Annotated in this window: 16 protein-coding genes; 7 read left to right on the forward strand and 9 right to left on the reverse strand. The window is 74.2% G+C overall.

What is annotated here, in order from left to right; translation table 11 throughout:
• Positions 1-2: 2 nt before the first annotated feature.
• Both AB0E62_RS29260 and AB0E62_RS29265 read right to left on the reverse strand, forming a co-directional pair.
• The gene (locus tag AB0E62_RS29260) at positions 3-2,816 is read right to left on the reverse strand and encodes a lantibiotic dehydratase (RefSeq protein ID WP_362200224.1); all 2,814 of its coding nucleotides are present in this window, start codon (positions 2,814-2,816) and stop codon (positions 3-5) included.
• A 2-nt stretch (positions 2,817-2,818) separates the two neighbouring features.
• Positions 2,819-3,784: a thiopeptide-type bacteriocin biosynthesis protein gene (locus tag AB0E62_RS29265; protein ID WP_362200227.1), complete on the reverse strand. Its 966-nt coding sequence runs from the start codon at positions 3,782-3,784 to the stop codon at positions 2,819-2,821.
• A 238-nt stretch (positions 3,785-4,022) separates the two neighbouring features.
• Between AB0E62_RS29265 and AB0E62_RS29270 the strand changes: the two genes are divergently transcribed.
• From AB0E62_RS29270 to AB0E62_RS29280, 3 genes are all read left to right on the forward strand, one after another.
• Positions 4,023-4,550, forward strand: a complete 528-nt coding sequence (locus AB0E62_RS29270; RefSeq protein WP_362200230.1) for a DinB family protein — start codon at positions 4,023-4,025, stop codon at positions 4,548-4,550.
• 101 nt (positions 4,551-4,651) lie between these two features.
• A complete protein-coding gene (locus tag AB0E62_RS29275; RefSeq protein WP_362200233.1) occupies positions 4,652-5,923 on the forward strand; it encodes an MFS transporter in 1,272 nt (423 codons plus the stop codon).
• Between the two features lie 88 nt (positions 5,924-6,011).
• Complete coding sequence (locus AB0E62_RS29280) at positions 6,012-7,127, forward strand: hypothetical protein (RefSeq protein WP_362200236.1); 1,116 nt, start codon at positions 6,012-6,014, stop codon at positions 7,125-7,127.
• 15 nt (positions 7,128-7,142) lie between these two features.
• Here the strand turns inward: AB0E62_RS29280 and AB0E62_RS29285 are convergent, their stop codons facing one another.
• Positions 7,143-7,949 (reverse strand): MBL fold metallo-hydrolase, encoded by an 807-nt coding sequence (locus tag AB0E62_RS29285; RefSeq protein WP_362200239.1) that lies wholly within the window; start codon positions 7,947-7,949, stop codon positions 7,143-7,145.
• 257 nt (positions 7,950-8,206) lie between these two features.
• Between AB0E62_RS29285 and AB0E62_RS29290 the strand changes: the two genes are divergently transcribed.
• Positions 8,207-8,905, forward strand: a complete 699-nt coding sequence (locus AB0E62_RS29290; protein WP_362200242.1) for a tectonin domain-containing protein — start codon at positions 8,207-8,209, stop codon at positions 8,903-8,905.
• Positions 8,906-8,978: 73 nt separating this feature from the next.
• Here AB0E62_RS29290 and gap read toward each other — a convergent pair whose 3' ends face one another.
• Complete coding sequence (gap, locus tag AB0E62_RS29295; RefSeq protein ID WP_362200245.1) at positions 8,979-9,977, reverse strand: type I glyceraldehyde-3-phosphate dehydrogenase; 999 nt, start codon at positions 9,975-9,977, stop codon at positions 8,979-8,981.
• Positions 9,978-10,346: 369 nt separating this feature from the next.
• On the opposite strand from gap, the gene AB0E62_RS29300 reads away from it, so the two are divergent.
• Entirely contained in the window at positions 10,347-10,571 is a 225-nt protein-coding gene (locus AB0E62_RS29300) for a hypothetical protein (protein ID WP_362200248.1), read from the forward strand.
• Between the two features lie 16 nt (positions 10,572-10,587).
• On the opposite strand, the gene AB0E62_RS29305 is transcribed toward AB0E62_RS29300, so the two are convergent.
• Both AB0E62_RS29305 and AB0E62_RS29310 read right to left on the reverse strand, forming a co-directional pair.
• The gene (locus AB0E62_RS29305) at positions 10,588-10,773 is read right to left on the reverse strand and encodes a hypothetical protein (RefSeq protein WP_362200251.1); all 186 of its coding nucleotides are present in this window, start codon (positions 10,771-10,773) and stop codon (positions 10,588-10,590) included.
• 108 nt (positions 10,774-10,881) lie between these two features.
• On the reverse strand, positions 10,882-12,048 hold the full coding sequence (locus AB0E62_RS29310) for a hypothetical protein (RefSeq protein ID WP_362200254.1): 1,167 nt from the start codon (positions 12,046-12,048) through the stop codon (positions 10,882-10,884).
• 235 nt (positions 12,049-12,283) lie between these two features.
• On the opposite strand from AB0E62_RS29310, the gene AB0E62_RS29315 reads away from it, so the two are divergent.
• On the forward strand, positions 12,284-13,483 hold the full coding sequence (locus AB0E62_RS29315) for an acyl-CoA dehydrogenase family protein (RefSeq protein ID WP_362200257.1): 1,200 nt from the start codon (positions 12,284-12,286) through the stop codon (positions 13,481-13,483).
• A 163-nt stretch (positions 13,484-13,646) separates the two neighbouring features.
• Positions 13,647-14,852: a CoA transferase gene (locus AB0E62_RS29320; RefSeq protein ID WP_362200260.1), complete on the forward strand. Its 1,206-nt coding sequence runs from the start codon at positions 13,647-13,649 to the stop codon at positions 14,850-14,852.
• A gap of 14 nt (positions 14,853-14,866) precedes the next feature.
• Here the strand turns inward: AB0E62_RS29320 and AB0E62_RS29325 are convergent, their stop codons facing one another.
• From AB0E62_RS29325 to AB0E62_RS29335, 3 genes are read right to left on the reverse strand one after another with little or no spacing between them, the layout of a single operon-like run.
• Positions 14,867-15,871 (reverse strand): LysR family transcriptional regulator, encoded by a 1,005-nt coding sequence (locus AB0E62_RS29325; RefSeq protein WP_362200263.1) that lies wholly within the window; start codon positions 15,869-15,871, stop codon positions 14,867-14,869.
• The gene (locus AB0E62_RS29330) at positions 15,861-16,769 is read right to left on the reverse strand and encodes a LysR family transcriptional regulator (protein ID WP_362200266.1); all 909 of its coding nucleotides are present in this window, start codon (positions 16,767-16,769) and stop codon (positions 15,861-15,863) included. The genes AB0E62_RS29325 and AB0E62_RS29330 overlap by 11 nt, the downstream gene beginning before the upstream one ends.
• A 54-nt stretch (positions 16,770-16,823) precedes the next feature.
• Positions 16,824-17,783 (reverse strand): helix-turn-helix domain-containing protein, encoded by a 960-nt coding sequence (locus tag AB0E62_RS29335; RefSeq protein ID WP_362200269.1) that lies wholly within the window; start codon positions 17,781-17,783, stop codon positions 16,824-16,826.
• Positions 17,784-17,805 lie beyond the last annotated feature (22 nt).

Genomic DNA, 17,805 nt, shown 5'->3' on the forward strand with positions numbered 1-17,805 from the left:
ACTCATCGGGTGTTGGCCGCCCCGGCGGGCCGTCTGGCGGACGGGCCGGGGACGTCGGGCCGGCCGCCGCGGACCAGGGCGTCGGCGGCGGCCTCGGCGAGGCGGCCGGCGCTCTGGTCGTGGGGGAGCCGGAGCAGGAGCTGCGCGGCGACGCGCGCGCCGCCGTGCAGCGGGTCGCGCACCAGCAGGTCTTCGGGGGCCGGCAGCATCTCCTCCACCAGCAGCGCGGTGCCCGCCTCCCGGGCACACAGCCGTTCGATCAGCTGGAGGGCCGTCAGCGAGGCGAGGTCCACCGGGACCGGCTTCGCGCCGGGGGCGGTGCGCACGAACACGTGCCGGGGCAGGCCGGCCGACCGGCGCAGCAGGGCGAGGGCGCGGACCTTGGCGAGCAGGTCGTCGCCCGGCTCCCACAGCTTGCCGCGGTCGACGCGCCAGGTCGCGGGGGTGAGGACGAGGTCGCCGCCCGCGGTCAGCCGGGGCAGCCGGGCCCGGTCGGGCAGCGCCGCGTCCAGCGCGTCCAGCCGCACCAGATAGGAGGCGGCCGGATGGCTCGCGGCGAGCAGCAGGCGCACCAGGGTGTCGTAGGGCGGGGCGGGGGAGCGGGTGGCCAGGTAGACGGGGACGACCCGCCGGCCGTCCGCCTCGGCGACGATCCGGCCGTGGGCGCGCCGCAGGCTGATGCGGTCCAGCGGGAGGTAACGCGCGTGCCGGCCGGGCGAGCCGTAGTACGGCGTGGGGTCCGGGTCGCCGGTCCACCAGCGGGTCGTCACCGGACGGCGCACGGCGTTGGCGGACCGTTCGGCGAGCGGCGGCACGAGCAGGTCGACGAAGCGGACCCCGGTACGCTCCTCGACGGCGGCGAGGAAGGCGCGGTAGGCGTCGCTGTTGCCGTAGCCGCCGTGCAGGGTGCGCAGTCCGTCGGCGAACCGGGCGTCGAGCACCCCGGCGGACGAGGCGGTCTCCAGCACGGCCACCGGGCCGCCGTCGGGGGCCGGGGCCAGCGGGCGCAGCAGGCAGTCGACCGGCCAGGGCGGCAGCACGGCATCGGCGGGCGGCGCGCCCAGCTCGTCCAGCAGCGCGTCGTCGAGGTCCACGCAAGGCGTGCCGGAGCGGGCGGCCGAGTCCAGGCGGTGCAGCAGCCGGGCGTAGCCGCCGGCGGGATCCTGAGCGGGGGGCCAGCCCGTGTAGCGGCGGGCGGCGGGCGGTGGTTCGTCGGTGCCGAGCCGGTCGGCGAGGATCTCGCTGATGGGCCGCGCCCGTTCGGACAGCCCGGCGAACCACGGCTGCCGTTCCGGCGGTTCCGCGGGCCGGTCGGCCTCCCGCAGGGCGGCGATCCGGGCCGCGATCCGCAGCCCGCGCCGGACGCGTGCGGCGGCTGCCGCGGGCACGGCGGCGTCGGCGCCCAGCCGGCGGTAGGAGTCGAGGAACCAGGCGTCCGCCCCGCCTCCGGCCGGCAGCGGCGGCAGCGCGCCGGCGGCGCCGACGGCCTCGGCCGGCACCCAGCCGGAGCAGTGCTGCCGGGGCGCCCGGCAGATCTGTACGACGCCCATCCCGTGCAGGTGCTGGAGGAACCCGCGCAGAACGGCCGCGGCCACCGGGGGCCGGCCGGGCGGGGCGCTCAGCGGCGGCAGTACGCGGTCCAGTTCGCCGAGCGTGCGCGGCCCGTCGGCGAGCAGGGCCAGGACGCTTTCCAGCACGCGGGTGCGGCGCAGCACGATCTTCCGGAGCCGGCCGGGCTCCCGGGGGTCCACGACGTAACAGCGCACCTGCCCGGGAGGGTCGCCGGGACCGGTCGCGGACGGTTCGGCGAAGTGCAGGGGCGTCGGCGCCAGCAGGGTCGTGGGGTCGGCGGTGCGCAGGTCGGCGGGTGCGGTGCCGGCCCGCAGGAGGTGCACGTTCTCCACGGCGATCGCGGCGAGGGCACCGAGGGGGGTGCCGGGCGCGAGCAGCGGTGGACAGCCGTCCGGGCCGTCGGTCACCGGGAGCGGGCGCGGCGGACAGCCGTCCGGGCCGTCGGCCACCGGGAGCGCGGCGATCTGGCCGGCCCAGCCGCGGGGCGTCGTCTTCACGGCGGCCCGGCCCATGACGCGCCACAGGTAGGCGGCGCGTTTGCGCAACTGCTTGCCGGACCACGACTGGCCCTCGGCGAGCCGCCGCTCGATGTCGTCGGCGAGTGCCGGGGCGGCGCTGTCCAGGAACGCGCGCATCACCGGGCTGGAGCACGCCGTGCGCCACGCCTGCTCGGCGACCCGCTGCTGCTCGTCCGTGATCTCCTGCCGCAACCGGGCCAGTTCCGCCTGCGCCGCCTCGGCGCCGCGTCGCAGGGCGCGGGCCTGCCCGGTGAGATCGGCGGGCACGGCGGAGGAACGCTCCAGCAGCGCGCAGTCCGCCGCCCCGGGTGCCGCGCCGGAGTGCAGCCGCCGCCGCAGGGCGAGTACGGCGCCCCGGTCGGCGGGGGCCAGCGAAGGGTGCGGCACGACCTCGGCGCCCAGCCGGTCGGCCAGCGCGCGGGCCTGCGCGGCGAGCCGCTCGGTGCTGTCGGTGTGCCGGGCGGCGCCGTCGAAGAGGTGCTCGGCGCCGCCGGCGGTCCATGCCGTGCCGGGCATGCCGCCCAGCCGCAGCAGCGCCGTGGCCCCGAGTGCCGCGTCGCGCGTGCCGGCCGGCTGGGGTGCCGAGTGGTGGGCGCGGGTGGGTTCGGGGGCTCGCGCGGGGAGGGCCGTGGCTTCGGGGGCCGTGTCGGGTGTGCGGGCCGGTCCGGCCGTGGCCGGGGGTGCCGGGTCGGGCCCGTGGTCCGGTGGTGCCGGTACGTGTTCCATGCTCAGTCCGCCTCCTCCCGGCCGTCGGCGGCGAGTGCCTCGGTGAGCAGGCACTGGCGTGCCGTGGAGAGCGCGCCCCGGTTCCAGTGGAAGATCACGTGGTGGGCGGCGGCCCGGCGCGGGCCGACCGTGGCGTCACCGGAGGCGAAGTAGTGGGTGCGCCAGCGTTCGGCGGCCTGCCCGACCGCCGCCAGGTGCTCGCTGAGGACGTCGTGCCAGGCCTTCGGGAGGGCCTGGAGCCGGTCCTCGGGGCGCTGCTCCCAGTAGGCGCGGATCCCGGCGGCGGCCCGCCGCAGATCCGGTGCGCCGAGGCCGCCCGGCAGCCGTCGGCCGGTCTCCTCGCGCACGACCTGCCAGACCCCGCGGTGCTCCCAGCCGACGATGCCCAGCCCGTCGAACACGGCGTGCAGCAGCGCGAGGGACACCCGCCAGCCGGCCGGTGCCGGTGCGCCAGCCACGTCGGTGTGCACGTCCAGCCAGGCCCGGGAGTCGGCGGTGAACAGCGCGTGCACCCAGGGCATGGAGCGGGGGCCGCCGAAGAGGTAGGTCTCCGGCTCGTACACGCCCGCCACGGGCCGTGCCCCGGTGCCCTCGGTGTGTTCCGGCGCCAGGTGCCGCAGCAGGGCGGCGCGCAGTTCCGGCGCCCGGGAGGGCTCCGCCGCGAGGAACCGCACCCGCAGCCCGGGGGGCTTGTGCATGAAGAAGAAGTCGCGGGCCTGTCCGGTGCCGAGCAACTCACCGGCGGCCGCGGCGAGTCGGTCGTACGGTGGCGACGGCTCGGCCTCCAGGTTGAGCTGTACCCAGCCGGCTTCGGGGGCGTGGGCGCGCAGGGCCTCGAGTCCGGCGGTCAGGAAGGTCCGTCGGGCCGCCGGGTAACCGGGGTCCTCCGCCGCGAGGGGAACGGTGCCCGGTGGCTCGGCCCGTACGTCGTCCAGGCAGTCGGCCAGTAAACGCTCGACCCGCACCATGCGACCTCCTCACCGGGAAGGGCGATCCACTCCTGTGATGTCCAGATCTCACCCGTCCTGAAGCGCCGACACGAATTGGTCATATGATCAACAGGAGTGCGCGGGCGGTATGTCCCCCGAGGCGAGGGCCTGTCCGACGCGCCGGTCTCGCACCGGCGCCGCTGATGACGGCCACCGGGTGCCCGCATCGCCCTGCCCGGTCTGGTGCGACCCGGGCGACCGCTGCGAGGGTATGCCCATGCAGACGACACCCGACGGACGCCCCGTCCCGCCCCCGCACGCCGGTGAACGCGCCATGCTGGAAGCGTGGCTGGACTTTCACCGTGCGACGCTCGCCGTGAAGTGTTCCGGCCTGGCGGACGACCGGCTGCGGCTCGCCGCGGTGCCCCCGTCGTCGATGACGCTGCTCGGTCTCGTCCAGCACCTGGCCGAGGTGGAACGCAACTGGTTCCAGCGGGTGTTCGCGGGACGGGAGGTGCCGCCGGTCTTCGGGGAGAGCAACCCCGACGGATTCGCCGTCCGGCCGGAACGAGGGCTCGACGAGGCCATGGCCGTCTGGCGGGCGGAGGTCGCGCGGGGGCGTGAACTGGTCGCCGGCGCGTCGCTGGAGGACTCCGGGCGGCTGTCCGGACGGGAAGCCGGTCACGTCGGCGGACAGGGTGTCTCCCTGCGCTGGATCATGCTGCACATGATCGAGGAATACGCGCGCCACAACGGCCACGCCGATCTCCTGCGGGAGCGGACCGACGGAGTCACCGGCGCCTGAGCCGGGCGCGCGGCGCCGTGAGGACCGCGTGCGACGCCTCGCCGCCCGCTCATGATGCTCCGTACGAACTCCCCTGGCCCGGCAGAGAGATGACGAGAAAGATGACGGAAACCGCGGCCGCCGGCCCGACGTCCCCCCTGTCCGGTCCCGTACCGGCACAGCGCCGTATCCTGCGCGTGCTCGTCGCCGCCCAGATCCTCAGCGGCGCGGGCCTCGCCGCCGGTGTCACCGTCGGCGCCCTCCTCGCCCAGGACATGCTCGGCTCGACCGGCCTGGCCGGGCTGCCCAGCGCCCTGTTCACCGCCGGTTCCGCACTGACCGCCGTGGTCGTCGGCCGTGTCTCCCAGTCCCGGGGCCGCCGTCCCGGTCTGGCCGGCGGTTACTTCGCCGGCGCCGTCGGCTCGGCCGGCGTGATCACCGCGGCCGTCCTCGACAGCCCCGTCCTGCTGTTCACCGCCCTGTTCGTCTACGGTGCGGGCACCGCCACCAACCTCCAGGCCCGTTACGCCGGAGCCGATCTGGCCGCGCCCGGTCACCGGGCCCGGGCGGTCTCCACCGTGCTGGTCGCCACCACCCTCGGCGGTGTCACCGGCCCGAACCTCGCCGCGCCGACGGGCAGGTTCGCCGAACACCTCGGCATACCCGGCCTCGCCGGACCCTTCCTCCTGTCCGGCGTCGCCTACGCGCTGGCCGCACTCGTCCTCGCCCTGCGGCTGCGACCCGACCCGTTGCTCCTGGCCCGCACCGTCGCCCGGTCCGGGCCGGCCCGGACCGCCGCGGACCAGGGCGTCCCGGCGGCCGCCGGCACGGGCGAGGGCCGCGGCGGTGTCGTCCTGGGCGCGCTGGTCATGGTCCTCACCCAGCTCGTCATGGTGTCGATCATGACGATGACGCCGGTCCACATGCACGACCACGGCCACGGCACCGCGGCCTCCGGCCTCGTCATCGCGATCCACATCGGGGCGATGTACCTGCCCTCCCCGCTCACCGGCCGGCTCGTCGACCGCCACGGACGCGTGAAGGTCGCCGCCGCCTCCGGGATCACCCTGCTGGCCGCCGGACTGCTCGCCGCCGCGGCACCCGGCGACTCCGTCGCCCTCCTCGCGCTCGCCCTGTTCCTGCTCGGCCTCGGCTGGAACCTCGGCCTGGTCTCCGGCACCGCGATCATCACCGACACCGTCCCGCTGGCCACCCGCGCCAGGACCCAGGGCCTGGTGGACGTCTCCATCGCCCTCGCCGGAGCCACCGGCGGCATGACCTCCGGCATCCTGGTCGCCGCCACCGGCTACCCGGTCCTGGCGCTCACCGGCGGCTTCCTCTCCCTCGCCCTCCTGCCCGCCGTCGCCGTCGCCGCCCACCGCCGCGGCACATGACGACCCCGGCCGGCGGGCTCCGGCGCACTCGCGGGGGAAGTGCCCGAAAGAGCCCTCGGGCGGTCATGGGCATGGCGATACTTCCTTCATGGAAGCATCCGAATTAACAGCCTGGGTCACGACGTTGCTGACCCAGGTGTCGAACGGGGCGGCGGGTGCCATCGGCGGAGCGGCCGGAGCGGAAGCGTCGCGCCTGGTACGGGAACGACTGGGAGGCTCGCCCGAAGGGCGCGCGGCCCTCGACCCGGAGAGCGGGGACCCCGGCGAGGTGGCGAGGCAGGTCGCCGCCGTGCTCGGCTCGGATCCGGTGCTCGCCGGCCGGTTGGAGCGGTTGCACGAGGCGGCGCGGCGACAGCCTTCGGCGGCGCCGTACGCCGGACGGGACCTGTACCAGGCATCCATCGGCGCCCGGGCCAGGAGCAACACCATCGCGTTCGGCCCGCTGACCCTCCGCAAGGACCGCGCGCCGACCACCGTGACCGCTCTGCTCCTGGTCGTGGCGCTCATTCTGGGGTTCGCGGTCTACGGTCTCGTGCGGGCGGTGGGCGGAGACGGTGGTTCCGAGGCGCACGGCACGGCCTCCGGCGGGGCGAGCGGGGCCACGGACAGCGACGGACCGGACGTCCCGTGGACGGGGGGCGACGCCGGAGCGGGAGGCGGCAGCGGGAAGGCCGCGCCCGTCAGGGATCTCCGGCTCGCCAAGGCCGTCCTGCCCGACCTGCAGAGCATGCCGTCCGGGTGGTCGTTGGCCGAGAAGGCCGAGACGCGGGCGGTGACCTCGGACAACTGCTCGGGCGACTGCGGGGGGTTGCTCAGCAAGGGTGAGGTCACGTACGCGGCGGGCACTCACGATCAGGCGTCGATCCTGGTCGAGGCGTACAAGTCCGTCGACGCCGCGGCCACGGGCTATGAGGAGCGCGTCGGCAACGTCAGTTCGGGTGATGACGTCTCGTCCATGTCCCTGGACCGACTCGGCGACAAGAGCGTCGCGTTCTCGCGTCAGGAGTACACCGGGTCTGAGTACACGTACGCGATGGCGACGGTCGTCCGTGCCGGGACCGTGGTGATACGGGTCACCTACGGAGGTGGCTACGACGAGCTCGACTCCGCGGTCCTGTCGAGCGTCGGGCGCATGGTGACGGAGCGCGCGCGTCAGGCACAGAACGGCGAGGAGCCGTCCGCGGTGGTCGCCGAGGCGCCCTGAGCCGGGGCGGCCGGGTCACGGTGACGTGACCCGGCTCCCCGGCTGAGCGATCGAGAAGGTGGTGCCGGGGACGGCGTAGTCGACGGGGCCGTGGAAGCGGGCCGAGGCGCGGCGCACCGCGTCCTCGGGGGTGAGGGCCGGGCCGACGTGGGTGACGAGCAGCCGGCCCGCCCCGGCCGCCCCGGCCGCGCCGGCCGTGTCGCCGGTGTCCTCGGGGGTGTGGTGCACCTGCGGGCCCTCGGCCGGGACCCGGTCGCTCTCCGCCTCGCACAGCAGCGCGTCGCATCCCTCGGCCAGCCGCGTGAGGTTCGCGCACGGGGCGGTGTCCCCGGAGTAGACCAGCGACCGGCCCCCGGCGTCGACGCGCAGGGCGAAGGCCGGTATGCCGTGCTCCACCGCCCGGGTGGTCAGCGTGAGGCCGCCGACGCGTGCCCGATGCCCGTCGTGCAACTCGTGGACGGCGAAGGCGGATTCGACCGGGCTGCGGGTCGCGGTGTTGGTCAGGAAGTGGGCCAGCCGGTCGGCGGTGCCCGGCGGCCCGTACAGGGGGATGGGGGCGTCGAACGCGGTGTTCGCGAACAGCACCGCGTAGTACGCGGTGAGCAGGTCCGCACTGTGATCGGCGTGCAGGTGCGAGATCCAGATCGCGTCCACCTCGTCGAGCCGGACGTACCGCTGCAACTGCGCCAGCGTCCCGCTGCCCGCGTCCACCCAGAGGCGGGTGTTTCCGTCGGAGACCAGATAGCCGGAGCACGGGTTGTCGACGGTGGCGTGGGGCGTGGCGCAACCGAGGACGGTGAGGTGGAGAAGGGCACTGGTCATCCGTGGAGTCTACAGAGCGGATGATCTTATAGACCGTCAATGTCACGCGCGCTGGTCACTCACTCGGAGGAGGACGGTTCGCGTCACTTCGGCCTGCCGGAGCACCGCCACGGGCCGGTCGGGGGCGACGGCCACGCCGGGAAACGTACCCTTCGAGACAATAAAGAAGATCATTAGCTGATTCTTTTTACATGGTGAATCGTTCCGCCCGGACAGCATGCGAAGGCAGCGCTTCCCGAGCGAAGGGAGTCGGTGACATGGCCGACTGGAAGCAGATCAGCGGTGGGTTGACCCGGATCGCGGTGGGGTCGCGTACGAACGTGTGGGGGGTGAACTCGGCGGGGAACATCTACCGTTACACGAACAACGACGCGAGTCCGTGGGTGCAGGTTCCCGGTGGGCTGTCGGACATCGGGGCGGGTGCGGACGGCACGGTGTGGGGGGTGAACTCGGCCGGGAACATCTACCGTTACACCGGCGACCAGGAGTCCGGCCACTGGAAGCAGATCAGCGGCGGGCTGGTGCGGATCGCGGTGGGGTCGCGTACGAACGTGTGGGGGGTGAACTCGGCGGGGAACATCTACCGTTACACGAACAACGACGCGAGTCCGTGGGTGCAGGTTCCCGGTGGGCTGTCGGACATCGGGGCGGGTGCGGACGGCACGGTGTGGGGCGTGAACTCCGCGGGGAACATCTACCGTTACACCGGCGACCAGGAGCCCGGCCACTGGAAGCAGATCAGCGGCGGCCTGAAGGCCATCGCCGCGGGCTCCCGCACCACGGTGTGGGGGGTGAACTCGGCCGGCAACATCTACCACTACACGAACAATGACGCGAGTCCGTGGGTGCAGGTTCCCGGAGGACTGTCGGACATCGGGGCGGGTGCCGACGGCACGGTGTGGGGCGTGAACTCGGCCGGGAACATCTACCGTTACACCGGTGACCTGCCCGGCTGACCGGGCACGGCGGCGCGCCGGACCCTGCACGAGGAGTCCGGGGCGCCGCCACCGTACGGCCCGCGCGGCGAGGTCAGCGCGCGGCGAGCAGACCGAGCGTGTCGAGCACGCGGTTCGAGAAACCCCACTCGTTGTCGTACCAGGCGACCACCTTGACGTGGCGGCCGTCGACGCGGGTGAGGGCCGCGTCGAAGACCGACGAGGCCGGGTTGCCCGTGATGTCGGACGACACGAGCGGGTCCTCCGAGTATTCGAGGATGCCGGCGAGCGGCCCCTCGGCGGCGGCACGGTACGCCGCCAGCACGTCGTCGCGCGACACCTCGCGGCTGACGGTGGTGTTGAGCTCGACGATCGAGCCCACCGGGACCGGCACCCGGATCGAGTCACCCGACAGCCTGCCGTCCAGGTTCGGCAGCACCAGACCGATCGCCTTCGCCGCGCCCGTCGTGGTCGGCACGATGTTCACGGCGGCGGCACGGGCCCGGCGGGCGTCGCGGTGCGGCCCGTCCTGGAGGTTCTGCTCCTGGGTGTAGGCGTGCACCGTCGTCATGAAACCGTGCTCGATACCGGCGAGTTCGTCCAGGACCTTGGCCAGCGGCGCCAGCGCGTTCGTCGTGCACGAGGCGTTCGAGACGACCGTGTGCACAGCCGCGTCGTACGCCTCGGTGTTCACCCCGTACGCGAGCGTGACGTCGGCGCCGTCCGACGGGGCGCTGACGAGCACCTTCTTCGCGCCCGCGTCCAGGTGCGCGCGGGCCGCCTTCGCCGACGTGAAACGGCCGGTCGACTCCAGGACGATGTCGACACCGAGTTCGGCCCACGGCAGCCGCGCCGGTTCCCGCTCGGCCAGCACCTTGATGCGCCGGCCGTCGACGACGAGCGTGTCGCCGTCGGCGCTCACCGGGCGGCCGAGCCGGCCGGCCGTCGTGTCGTAGGCGAGCAGCCGCGCCAGGACGGCCGGCTCCGTGAGGTCGTTGACGGCGACGACCTCCAGAGCACTGTCGCGTTCGAGCAGCGCGCGCAGCACGTTGCGTCCGATGCGGCCGAATCCGTTGATGGCTATGCGGGTCATGTGTGTGCTCCTTTCCGTTCACCACCATCGTGGTCCGCGCCGTCCGCCGGTGACCACGGCGTGTGTGCCACGGTTCGCAAGGATCGCGCCAGGCCCGGGCCTGCCTCGGGCGGACGTGGGCCGTCGAGGAGCACGGCGCCGAACCGCCCGACGACGCCGGGGTGTTCGGTGGCGCCGCGCGCGTCGCTGGTCCGGTCGCGCGCGCCTTCGACGGTTTCCGAGCCCGGCGCATTCCCTCAGATCTCGCTCAATTGCTGCCGATCGTGACCGGAAGTGTGGTGTCGTTCGTCTCGGTACCGGACAGCCGCGTGCGGCACGGTTCCCGCTGCACACCGCCCCGCCCGGGGCGACGGCACAAGGAGGGCGGAGATGGCGAAGGCAGTGCACGCCTGGCTGGGCGAGACGCGGATCACCTGTCAGGTCTGCCGGGGCGATGTCTTCCGTGAGCGGGGTGTGAAGCTCAACAGCACCGGCATGGAATTCATGAAACTGGCCTGGGCGGACGAGACGGCGTCAGGGCTGATCTGCTGGCACTGCGGATATGTGCACCTCTTCGTCAACCGGCACATCGAGCTGCGCCGCGTCAAGGTGTGACACCCCGGCCGGCCGCTCACACGCCCGCCCCGTCCCCGTCCTCGTCGTCCGGGCCGTCCGCCGGCTGCCCGGTGAGCCGGGTCGCGAGGTGGTGGACGACCAGGGCGTCCCGGTACTCCCGGCCGGGAGCGACCTTGTCCGGGAGGTTTGTGCGCTCGCTGCGGGACAGCGACGTCCGCTCCCCGAGGCCGGGGAACCACACCGCTGTCCGCGGCTGCTCCGCGAAGCGCAGACGATCGGCGCGGACGGTCGCCCCGAACGCGATGTCCCAGGGCGGGGGCCCGGAATCCGGTGCCGGGGTGCCGGCCGTTCAGGGCGGCTCGTCCCGCTCCCTGGGGGCCCGGCGGCGCAGGGGCCGGGGCGGCACCTTCCCGCCCTCGCCGCGTACACGCCGCGCGCGGGCTTCCCCGCGACTGCGGGCGGCCCGGTCCCGCTGCGGGTCGTCGGGCTCGCGCGCCCGGGACCGGCCCGGGGTCGCGGTCCGGCGTACGGCACCCGCCGCCGCGTCCGGTGCGCCGCTGACCTCCGGTACGGCCTCGGCGGCATCCGGTACGTCCTCCACGACGTCTGTCACCCCCTCGACGACGCCCGGAGCCTCTCCCACGACCCCGGTCACCCCGCTCGCGGCACCCTCCACGGTGCCCCCCACATCACGGCCCACATCTTCCACGGCGCTCCCGGCCCCGCGCCCGACCCCTTCCACGGCCTGGCCGGCACCCCGGCCGACCCCCTCCACCGCCGACCCGGCCCCGCGTCCGACCCCTTCCACCGCCTGGCCGGCACCCCGGCCGACCCCCTCCACGGCTTGCCCGGCCCCGCGTCCGACCCCTTCCACCGCCTGGCCGGCACCCCGGCCGACCCCCTCCACGGCTTGCCCGGCCCCGTGCGCCACGCTCTCGACGCCTCGGCCGGCGCCCCGGCCCACGTCCCGCACGGCGGAACCGGCTCCGCTGCCGAGGTCGCCGACCGCCCTGCTCGCGCCCGCCCCCAGCTCGCCGACGGCCTGCCGCGCCCCGCTCCCGACGTCCCGCAGGGCGGATCCCACCCCGCGGGTCAGCTCCTCGAGGATCTGCGGATTGCGGTCGAGCGTGGTGAGCACCCGGTCGATGATCATCGCCACGTTGTCCAGCCGCACCTCCAGCCGGGCCTGTGCCTCCACCCCCGAGATGCCCAGGTGCACCCGGCCCAGTGAGACATCGGCGCCCACGTTCAGCCGCAGCAGGTCCAGCACCTCGGCCTGGAGCGAGACATGGGCCCGCAGGTCCTCGACGTCCAGGTCGATCTGCTCCACCTTGAGCACCGGGACGTCGAGGAAGACATCGGGTTCCGCGTCGGCGGCCCGGTGTCGGACGACGGGTACCGCGTCCGGGCCGGCCAAGTCGTCGTAGACCTCGTCCTCAGGGGGGACGGCGTCCTCGGCGGGCAGCCCGGACCGCTCCTCGACCGTCCTCTCGCCGTCCTCGGCGCTGTCACGCATCACCGAGTCGCCTCCGCTGGGTCGCCGTACATTTCGTCCCATTCTGCTGTGATGTGTGCCATGGCGCTCGGCGTAGGGCCATCGAAATGCCCTTGGAGTCTGGTCACTCTTTCGTCTTTGACCTATGAGGTCTCCCGGACGTGCACTGGAAGGGCAGTCGCATGACTCACCGGCCCGGTATCCGGGGAACCCGGCACCGGTGCCCCGCATGTTTCTCCGACACGGAAGGGCGATCATGGCCTCGCAGCACAAGAAGGTGGATCCGTTCGCCGTCGAGGGCGACTTCTTCCGGATCAAGGACCTGCTCGACCCCGAGGAACGGCAGACGCTGGAGCGCATCCGCTCCTTCCTCGCCGACAAGGTGGAGCCGTCCGCGGGCGAGCTGTGGGCCCGCTCCGAGTCCCCCCTGCACCTGGTGGACGCGGTCCGTGACCTCGGCATCACCGGCATCCCCGGCGACGCCCCCGGGATCACCGCGCGCAGCCCGCTGCTGAGCGGTCTCATCAGCATGGAGATGGCCCGCGTCGACCCGTCGTTCGCCACCTTCTACGGCGTGCACAGCGGGCTGGGCATGGGCTCCATCCGCGAATGCGGCTCCGAGGAGCAGCGACAGCGGTGGCTGCCGGAGATGGTCGACTGGCGCAAGATCGGAGCGTTCGGCCTGACCGAGCCGCTGGTGGGCTCCGGCACGGCCCGCGGGCTGCTGACCACGGCCCGCCGCGACGGCGGCGCCTGGGTGCTCAACGGCGAGAAGAGGTGGATCGGCAACGGCACGTTCGCCGACCTGGTGGTGATCTGGGCGCGCGACGAGGCGGACGGTCAGGTCAAGGGCTTCGTGGTGGAGAAGGGCACCCCCGGCTTCACCGCCCGCAAGCTGGAGGGCAAGATCGCCCTGCGCGGCGTGCAGAACGCCCACATCGTCCTGGACGACGTCCGGGTCCCGGAGGAGAACCGCCTGCAGCGGGCCGAGTCCTTCCGCGACACCGCGCGCGTCCTCAAGGTCACCCGCGGCGGAGTGGCCTGGCAGGCCATCGGCTGCTCGATCGGTGCCTACGAGGCGGCCCGCGCCTACGCGGTGGAGCGCGAGCAGTTCGGCAAGCCGATCGCCGGCTTCCAGCTCATCCAGGACCTGCTGTCCCGCATGCTCGGCAACATCACCGCCTCCCAGACGATGGCGGTGCGGATGGCCCAGCTGCACGCCGAGGACGCGCTGAGCGAGCCGCAGGCGGCCATGGCCAAGATGTTCTGCACCACCCGGATGCGCGAGACCGTCGCCTGGGCCCGCGAGGTCTTCGGCGGCAACGGCATCCTGCTGGAGTACAAGGCGGCCCGGTTCTTCGCCGACGCCGAGGCCCTCTACTCCTACGAGGGCACCCGCGACATGAACTCCCTCATCGTCGGCCGGGCGGCAACCGGCATCAGCGCCTTCGTCTGAGCCCCGCGCTCCCGAGCCCGGCCCCGAGCCCGGGCCGCGAGCCGTCGGGTTCCCCCGCTCGCGCACCGCGTGCGCCCTGTCCGCGCGCCGCGAGCCCGCACCCACCGCGCACCTCCCGCGTTCCGGACAGGGACCAGACATTCCGCAAGGGGATGAAACGTCCATGGACCACTCCACCCCGGCCTCCGGCACCCGCCCCCTCGACGGCCTGCGCGTCATCGACCTGGCCAGCGTCATCATGGGGCCCTACGCCTGCCAGATCCTCGGCGACCTCGGCGCCGACGTCATCAAGATCGAGTCGCCCACCGGTGACGTGATGCGCCACGTGCACCGGCGGGACGCCGACACCATCGGGGCACTGGCGCTCAACATCAACCGCAACAAACGCAGCGTCCGCCTGGACCTGAAGACGCCCGAGGGCAAGCAGGCCGCGCTCGCGCTCATCGGCACGGCCGACGCGCTGATCACCAACATGCGCCCACGGGCCCTGCGCAAGCTGGGCCTCACCTACGAGGACCTGGCCGAGAGCAACCCGCGCCTGGTCTACTGCAACGCCCAGGGCTTCCGCTCCGACTCCCCGGCCGCCGACTACGCCGCCTACGACGAGGTGATCCAGGCCGCCTCCGGCATGGTCGACCTGATGCGGCGGGTCACCGGCCAGCCCTACTACGTGCCCACCGCCATGGCCGACAAGGTCTGCGGCATGACCATCGCCTACGCCGTGCTCGCCGCCCTGCTCGGCCGGGAACGCACCGGCACGGGGCAGCACGTCGAGGTGCCCATGGCGGACACGATGTTCGCCTTCACCCTGGTGGAGCACATCGGCGGCCAGGCGTACGAGCCCCCGGCCGGCCCCGTCGGCTTCCCGCGCTCCCTGGAACCGGGGCACGCGGCGTTCCCCACCAAGGACGGGTACGCCTGCGTCCTGCCGTACACCTACCGCGACGCCGAGGCCTTCTTCGCGTTCGTCGGGCACCCCGAGGCGCTGGAGGGCTTCACCCCCGAGAACTTCCAGTCCAGGATCGGGCAGCTGTACGAGCTGCTCGCCCGGTACACCGCCGGGCACACCACCGCGGAGTGGGAGGCGTTCTGCTCCCGGCACTCCATCCCGTTCGCCCCGGTCATGAACCTCGATCACGCCGGCGAGCACCCCTACTGGGCCGACGGGCACATGCTCGACGTCCAGCAGCACCCGCACGTCGGCGCCTACCGGGTGATCGGCGAACCCGTCCGCTTCTCCGGCTCGCCCTCCGGGGTACGGCGGCCCTGCCCGGAACTCGGCGAGGACACCGTCTCCGTCCTGACCGAGATCGGCTGCACCCCCGAGCAGGTGGCCGCGGTGACCGGTACGGCCGACGCGGAGCGGTGACGGGGCGGGCGTGCTCACGCCCTCGGGCCGGGACCGCCGGCGGACCGTCCCGCGCACGTCTCCCGCAGGATGTCCAGGAACGCCCGGCAGGCCGGGGAGAGGGGCTCCCCGCGGCGTGCCACCCCGAACGGAGCGCGCACGGCCGGTTCGAGGGGGCGTACCACCCCGCCCCGCTCCGCGATGCGCTCGGCGTACCAGCGGTCCACCAGAGCCGCGCCCGCTCCGGTCAGCACCAGCGGGATGACCGAACCCAGGTGCGGAGTGACGACACCGGCCCAGGAACGCGCCGCCCCGGCCGGCTCCCTGCCGTCCTCCCCGTGCCCGGCTCCGGCCTCCTCCTCGTGCTGCCCGGCTCCGGTGAGGGCCCGGCGGATCGCGTGCCGGGCGGAGCCGCCGTGCAGGACCGCCACCAGGGGCATGGCGCTCACCTCGGCCGGCGACACCGGCCCCGGCGCGACGACGGTGCCCGGTGCCATGGCCAGCCAGATGTCGTGGTGGCCCAGCTCCTCCGTCACCAGGGCGGGGGCCACCGGCAGGGGCAGCGAGACCACCGCCAGTTCATGGCGACCGTCGGTGAGCGCGTACACCAGCTCGTCGTCGTCGGGCGCGTCCTCCACCAGCACCTCCACCCCCGGGAAGGCCCGGCGGAACCTGCCCACCGCCCGCGCCAGCGGATCGGCCGTCACCGAGGCGTGCGCCACCAGTTCCAGGCGCCCGGCGCGCAGCGACGCCACGTCCGCGACCGCGCGGCCGGCCGCCCTGCGGGCCGCCAGCAGCCGCCGGGCCGGTTCCACCAGCGCCCGGCCCGCCGGGGTGGGCACGACACCGCGCGGCGTCCGCTCGAACAGCTCGGTGCCCGCCTGCCGTTCGATCGCCCGCACGGTCTGCGACAGGGACGGCTGGGCCACACGCAGCCGCCGCGCCGCCGCGGTGATGCCACCGCTGTCCACCACGGCCAGGAAGTACTCGGCCTGCCGCAGACCGGTGAACGGCGCTCCCCGGCCCGGTTCACGCGCCACAGGACCCACCACCCGCGTTCCCCCCGTTCTCCCGGGCCACCGCCAGGCCGGCCAGCGCCCGGGCGGCCGGGGACAGCCGGCCGGGCACGTACGCCAGCCCGTACGGCTGGCGCAGGGGCGGATCGAGCCGGCGGACCAGGGCGCCCTGCCCGGCGGCCCACCGGGCGACCCGCCCGGCGAGGAAGGACATGCCCGCGCCGGCCAGCACCAGCGGAATCACCATCTCCCGGTGCGCCACCTCGACCGTGACCCGCGGACGTACCCCGTGGGCCGCCAGATGGCCGCCCAGGAGCGCGCGCTGGAGGCTGTGCCCGGTGACCCCCACCGTCTCCCGGCCGGCCAGCAACCGGACCGGCAACGGGTCGGGCAGGGGCGGTCCGCCGGGCGGGAAGACGGCCATGATCTCGTGCTCGGCCAGCGCACGCACCGCGATGCCCTCCGTGTCGAGGGGCAGGTACGTCAGGCCGATCTCGGCCCGGCCGTCCGCCAGCATCCCGCCCACTTCCTCGTCGCGATCGGTGACCTGGACCCGTACCCGTACCTCGGGATGCAGCCCGCGGAACCGCCCGAGCAGCGGGGCGCACGGATCGACGGCCAGCACCGGCGTGGTGACCAGGTCCAGCTCCCCGGCCGGTGCGCCGTCCAGCTGGTCGAGCACGTCGCCCGTGCGTCGCAGCTCGCGCAGCAGCAGCCGCGCGTGGGGCACGAACGCATGCCCGGCGGGCGTGAGGACGGCCCCCCGCCGTACCCGGCGCACCAGTGCCGCGCCCAGCTCCTTCTCCAGGGTGCCCAGCGCCTGCGAAAGCGACGGCTGGCTCACCCCGGAGGCCGCCGCCGCGTGCCCGAGGCTGCCGTGCTCGGCGACCGCGAGGAAGTACTCCAGCTGCTGACGGTTCACGCTCCGCACCGTACCCGGGCCGGCGCGGATCCGGCCGCCCGCCGACGACGGCGCCTACGGGTCCCGCCGGACGAAGGTGCGCCGGTACTCGCTCGGGGTGGTGCCGAGGATGCGCTGGAAGTGGGTGCGCAGGTTGGTGCCGGTGCCGAGACCGACGTCGGCGGCGATCTGCTCGACGCTCCGTTCCGTGCGTTCCAGCAGTTCGCGGGCCAGGTCGACGCGCGCCCGCATGATCCACTGCATCGGCGTGTACCCCGTGTCCTCGACGAAGCGCCGGGAGAGGGTGCGCGGGGAGACCGCCGCGTGCCGGGCGAGGACCCTGAGCGTGAGGGGCTCGCCGAGCCGGTGCAGCGCCCACTCACGGGTGGCGGCGAACCGTTCGCCGAGCGGCTCGGGCAGACTGCGCGGCACGTACTGGGCCTGACCGCCGCTGCGGTAGGGGGCCGCGACCAGGCGCCGGGCCGCGTGGTTCGACGCGGCCACCCCGAGGTCCGTGCGCAGGATGTGCAGGCACAGGTCGATGCCGGAGGCCGCGCCGGCCGACGTCAGCACGCTGCCCTCGTCGACGAAGAGGACGTTCTCGTCGACCCGGACCAGCGGATGCCTCGCCCTGAGCGCCCGTGTGTAGTGCCAGTGGGTCGTGGCACGCCTGCCGTCGAGCAGGCCGGTGGCGGCGAGCGCGAAGGCGCCCGTCGAGATGGCGGCGAGCCGCGCACCCCGGGCGTGGGCCGCGAGCAGCGCCTCGACCACGGCGGCCGGCGGGTCTTCGCGGTCCGGGAACCGGTAGCCGGGGATGAAGACGATCCCGGCCCACTCCAGTGCGTCGAGGCCGTGGGCGACGTGGTACGACAGGCCGTCACCGCCGGTCACCAGACCGGGCGCCGCGCCGCACACCCGCACCTCGTACGGCATGCTCGCCCGGGTCGTGAACACCTGGGCGGGAATGCCGACATCGAGCGGCTTGGCACCCTCGAGCACGAGGACGGCGACGCGACGCGGACGGGACGATGACACGGGAACAGGGTACGAGCCGTCG

The sequence above is a fragment of the Streptomyces sp. NPDC038707 genome (assembly GCF_040636485.1).
In the GTDB taxonomy this organism is placed as follows: Bacteria; Actinomycetota; Actinomycetes; order Streptomycetales; family Streptomycetaceae; genus Streptomyces.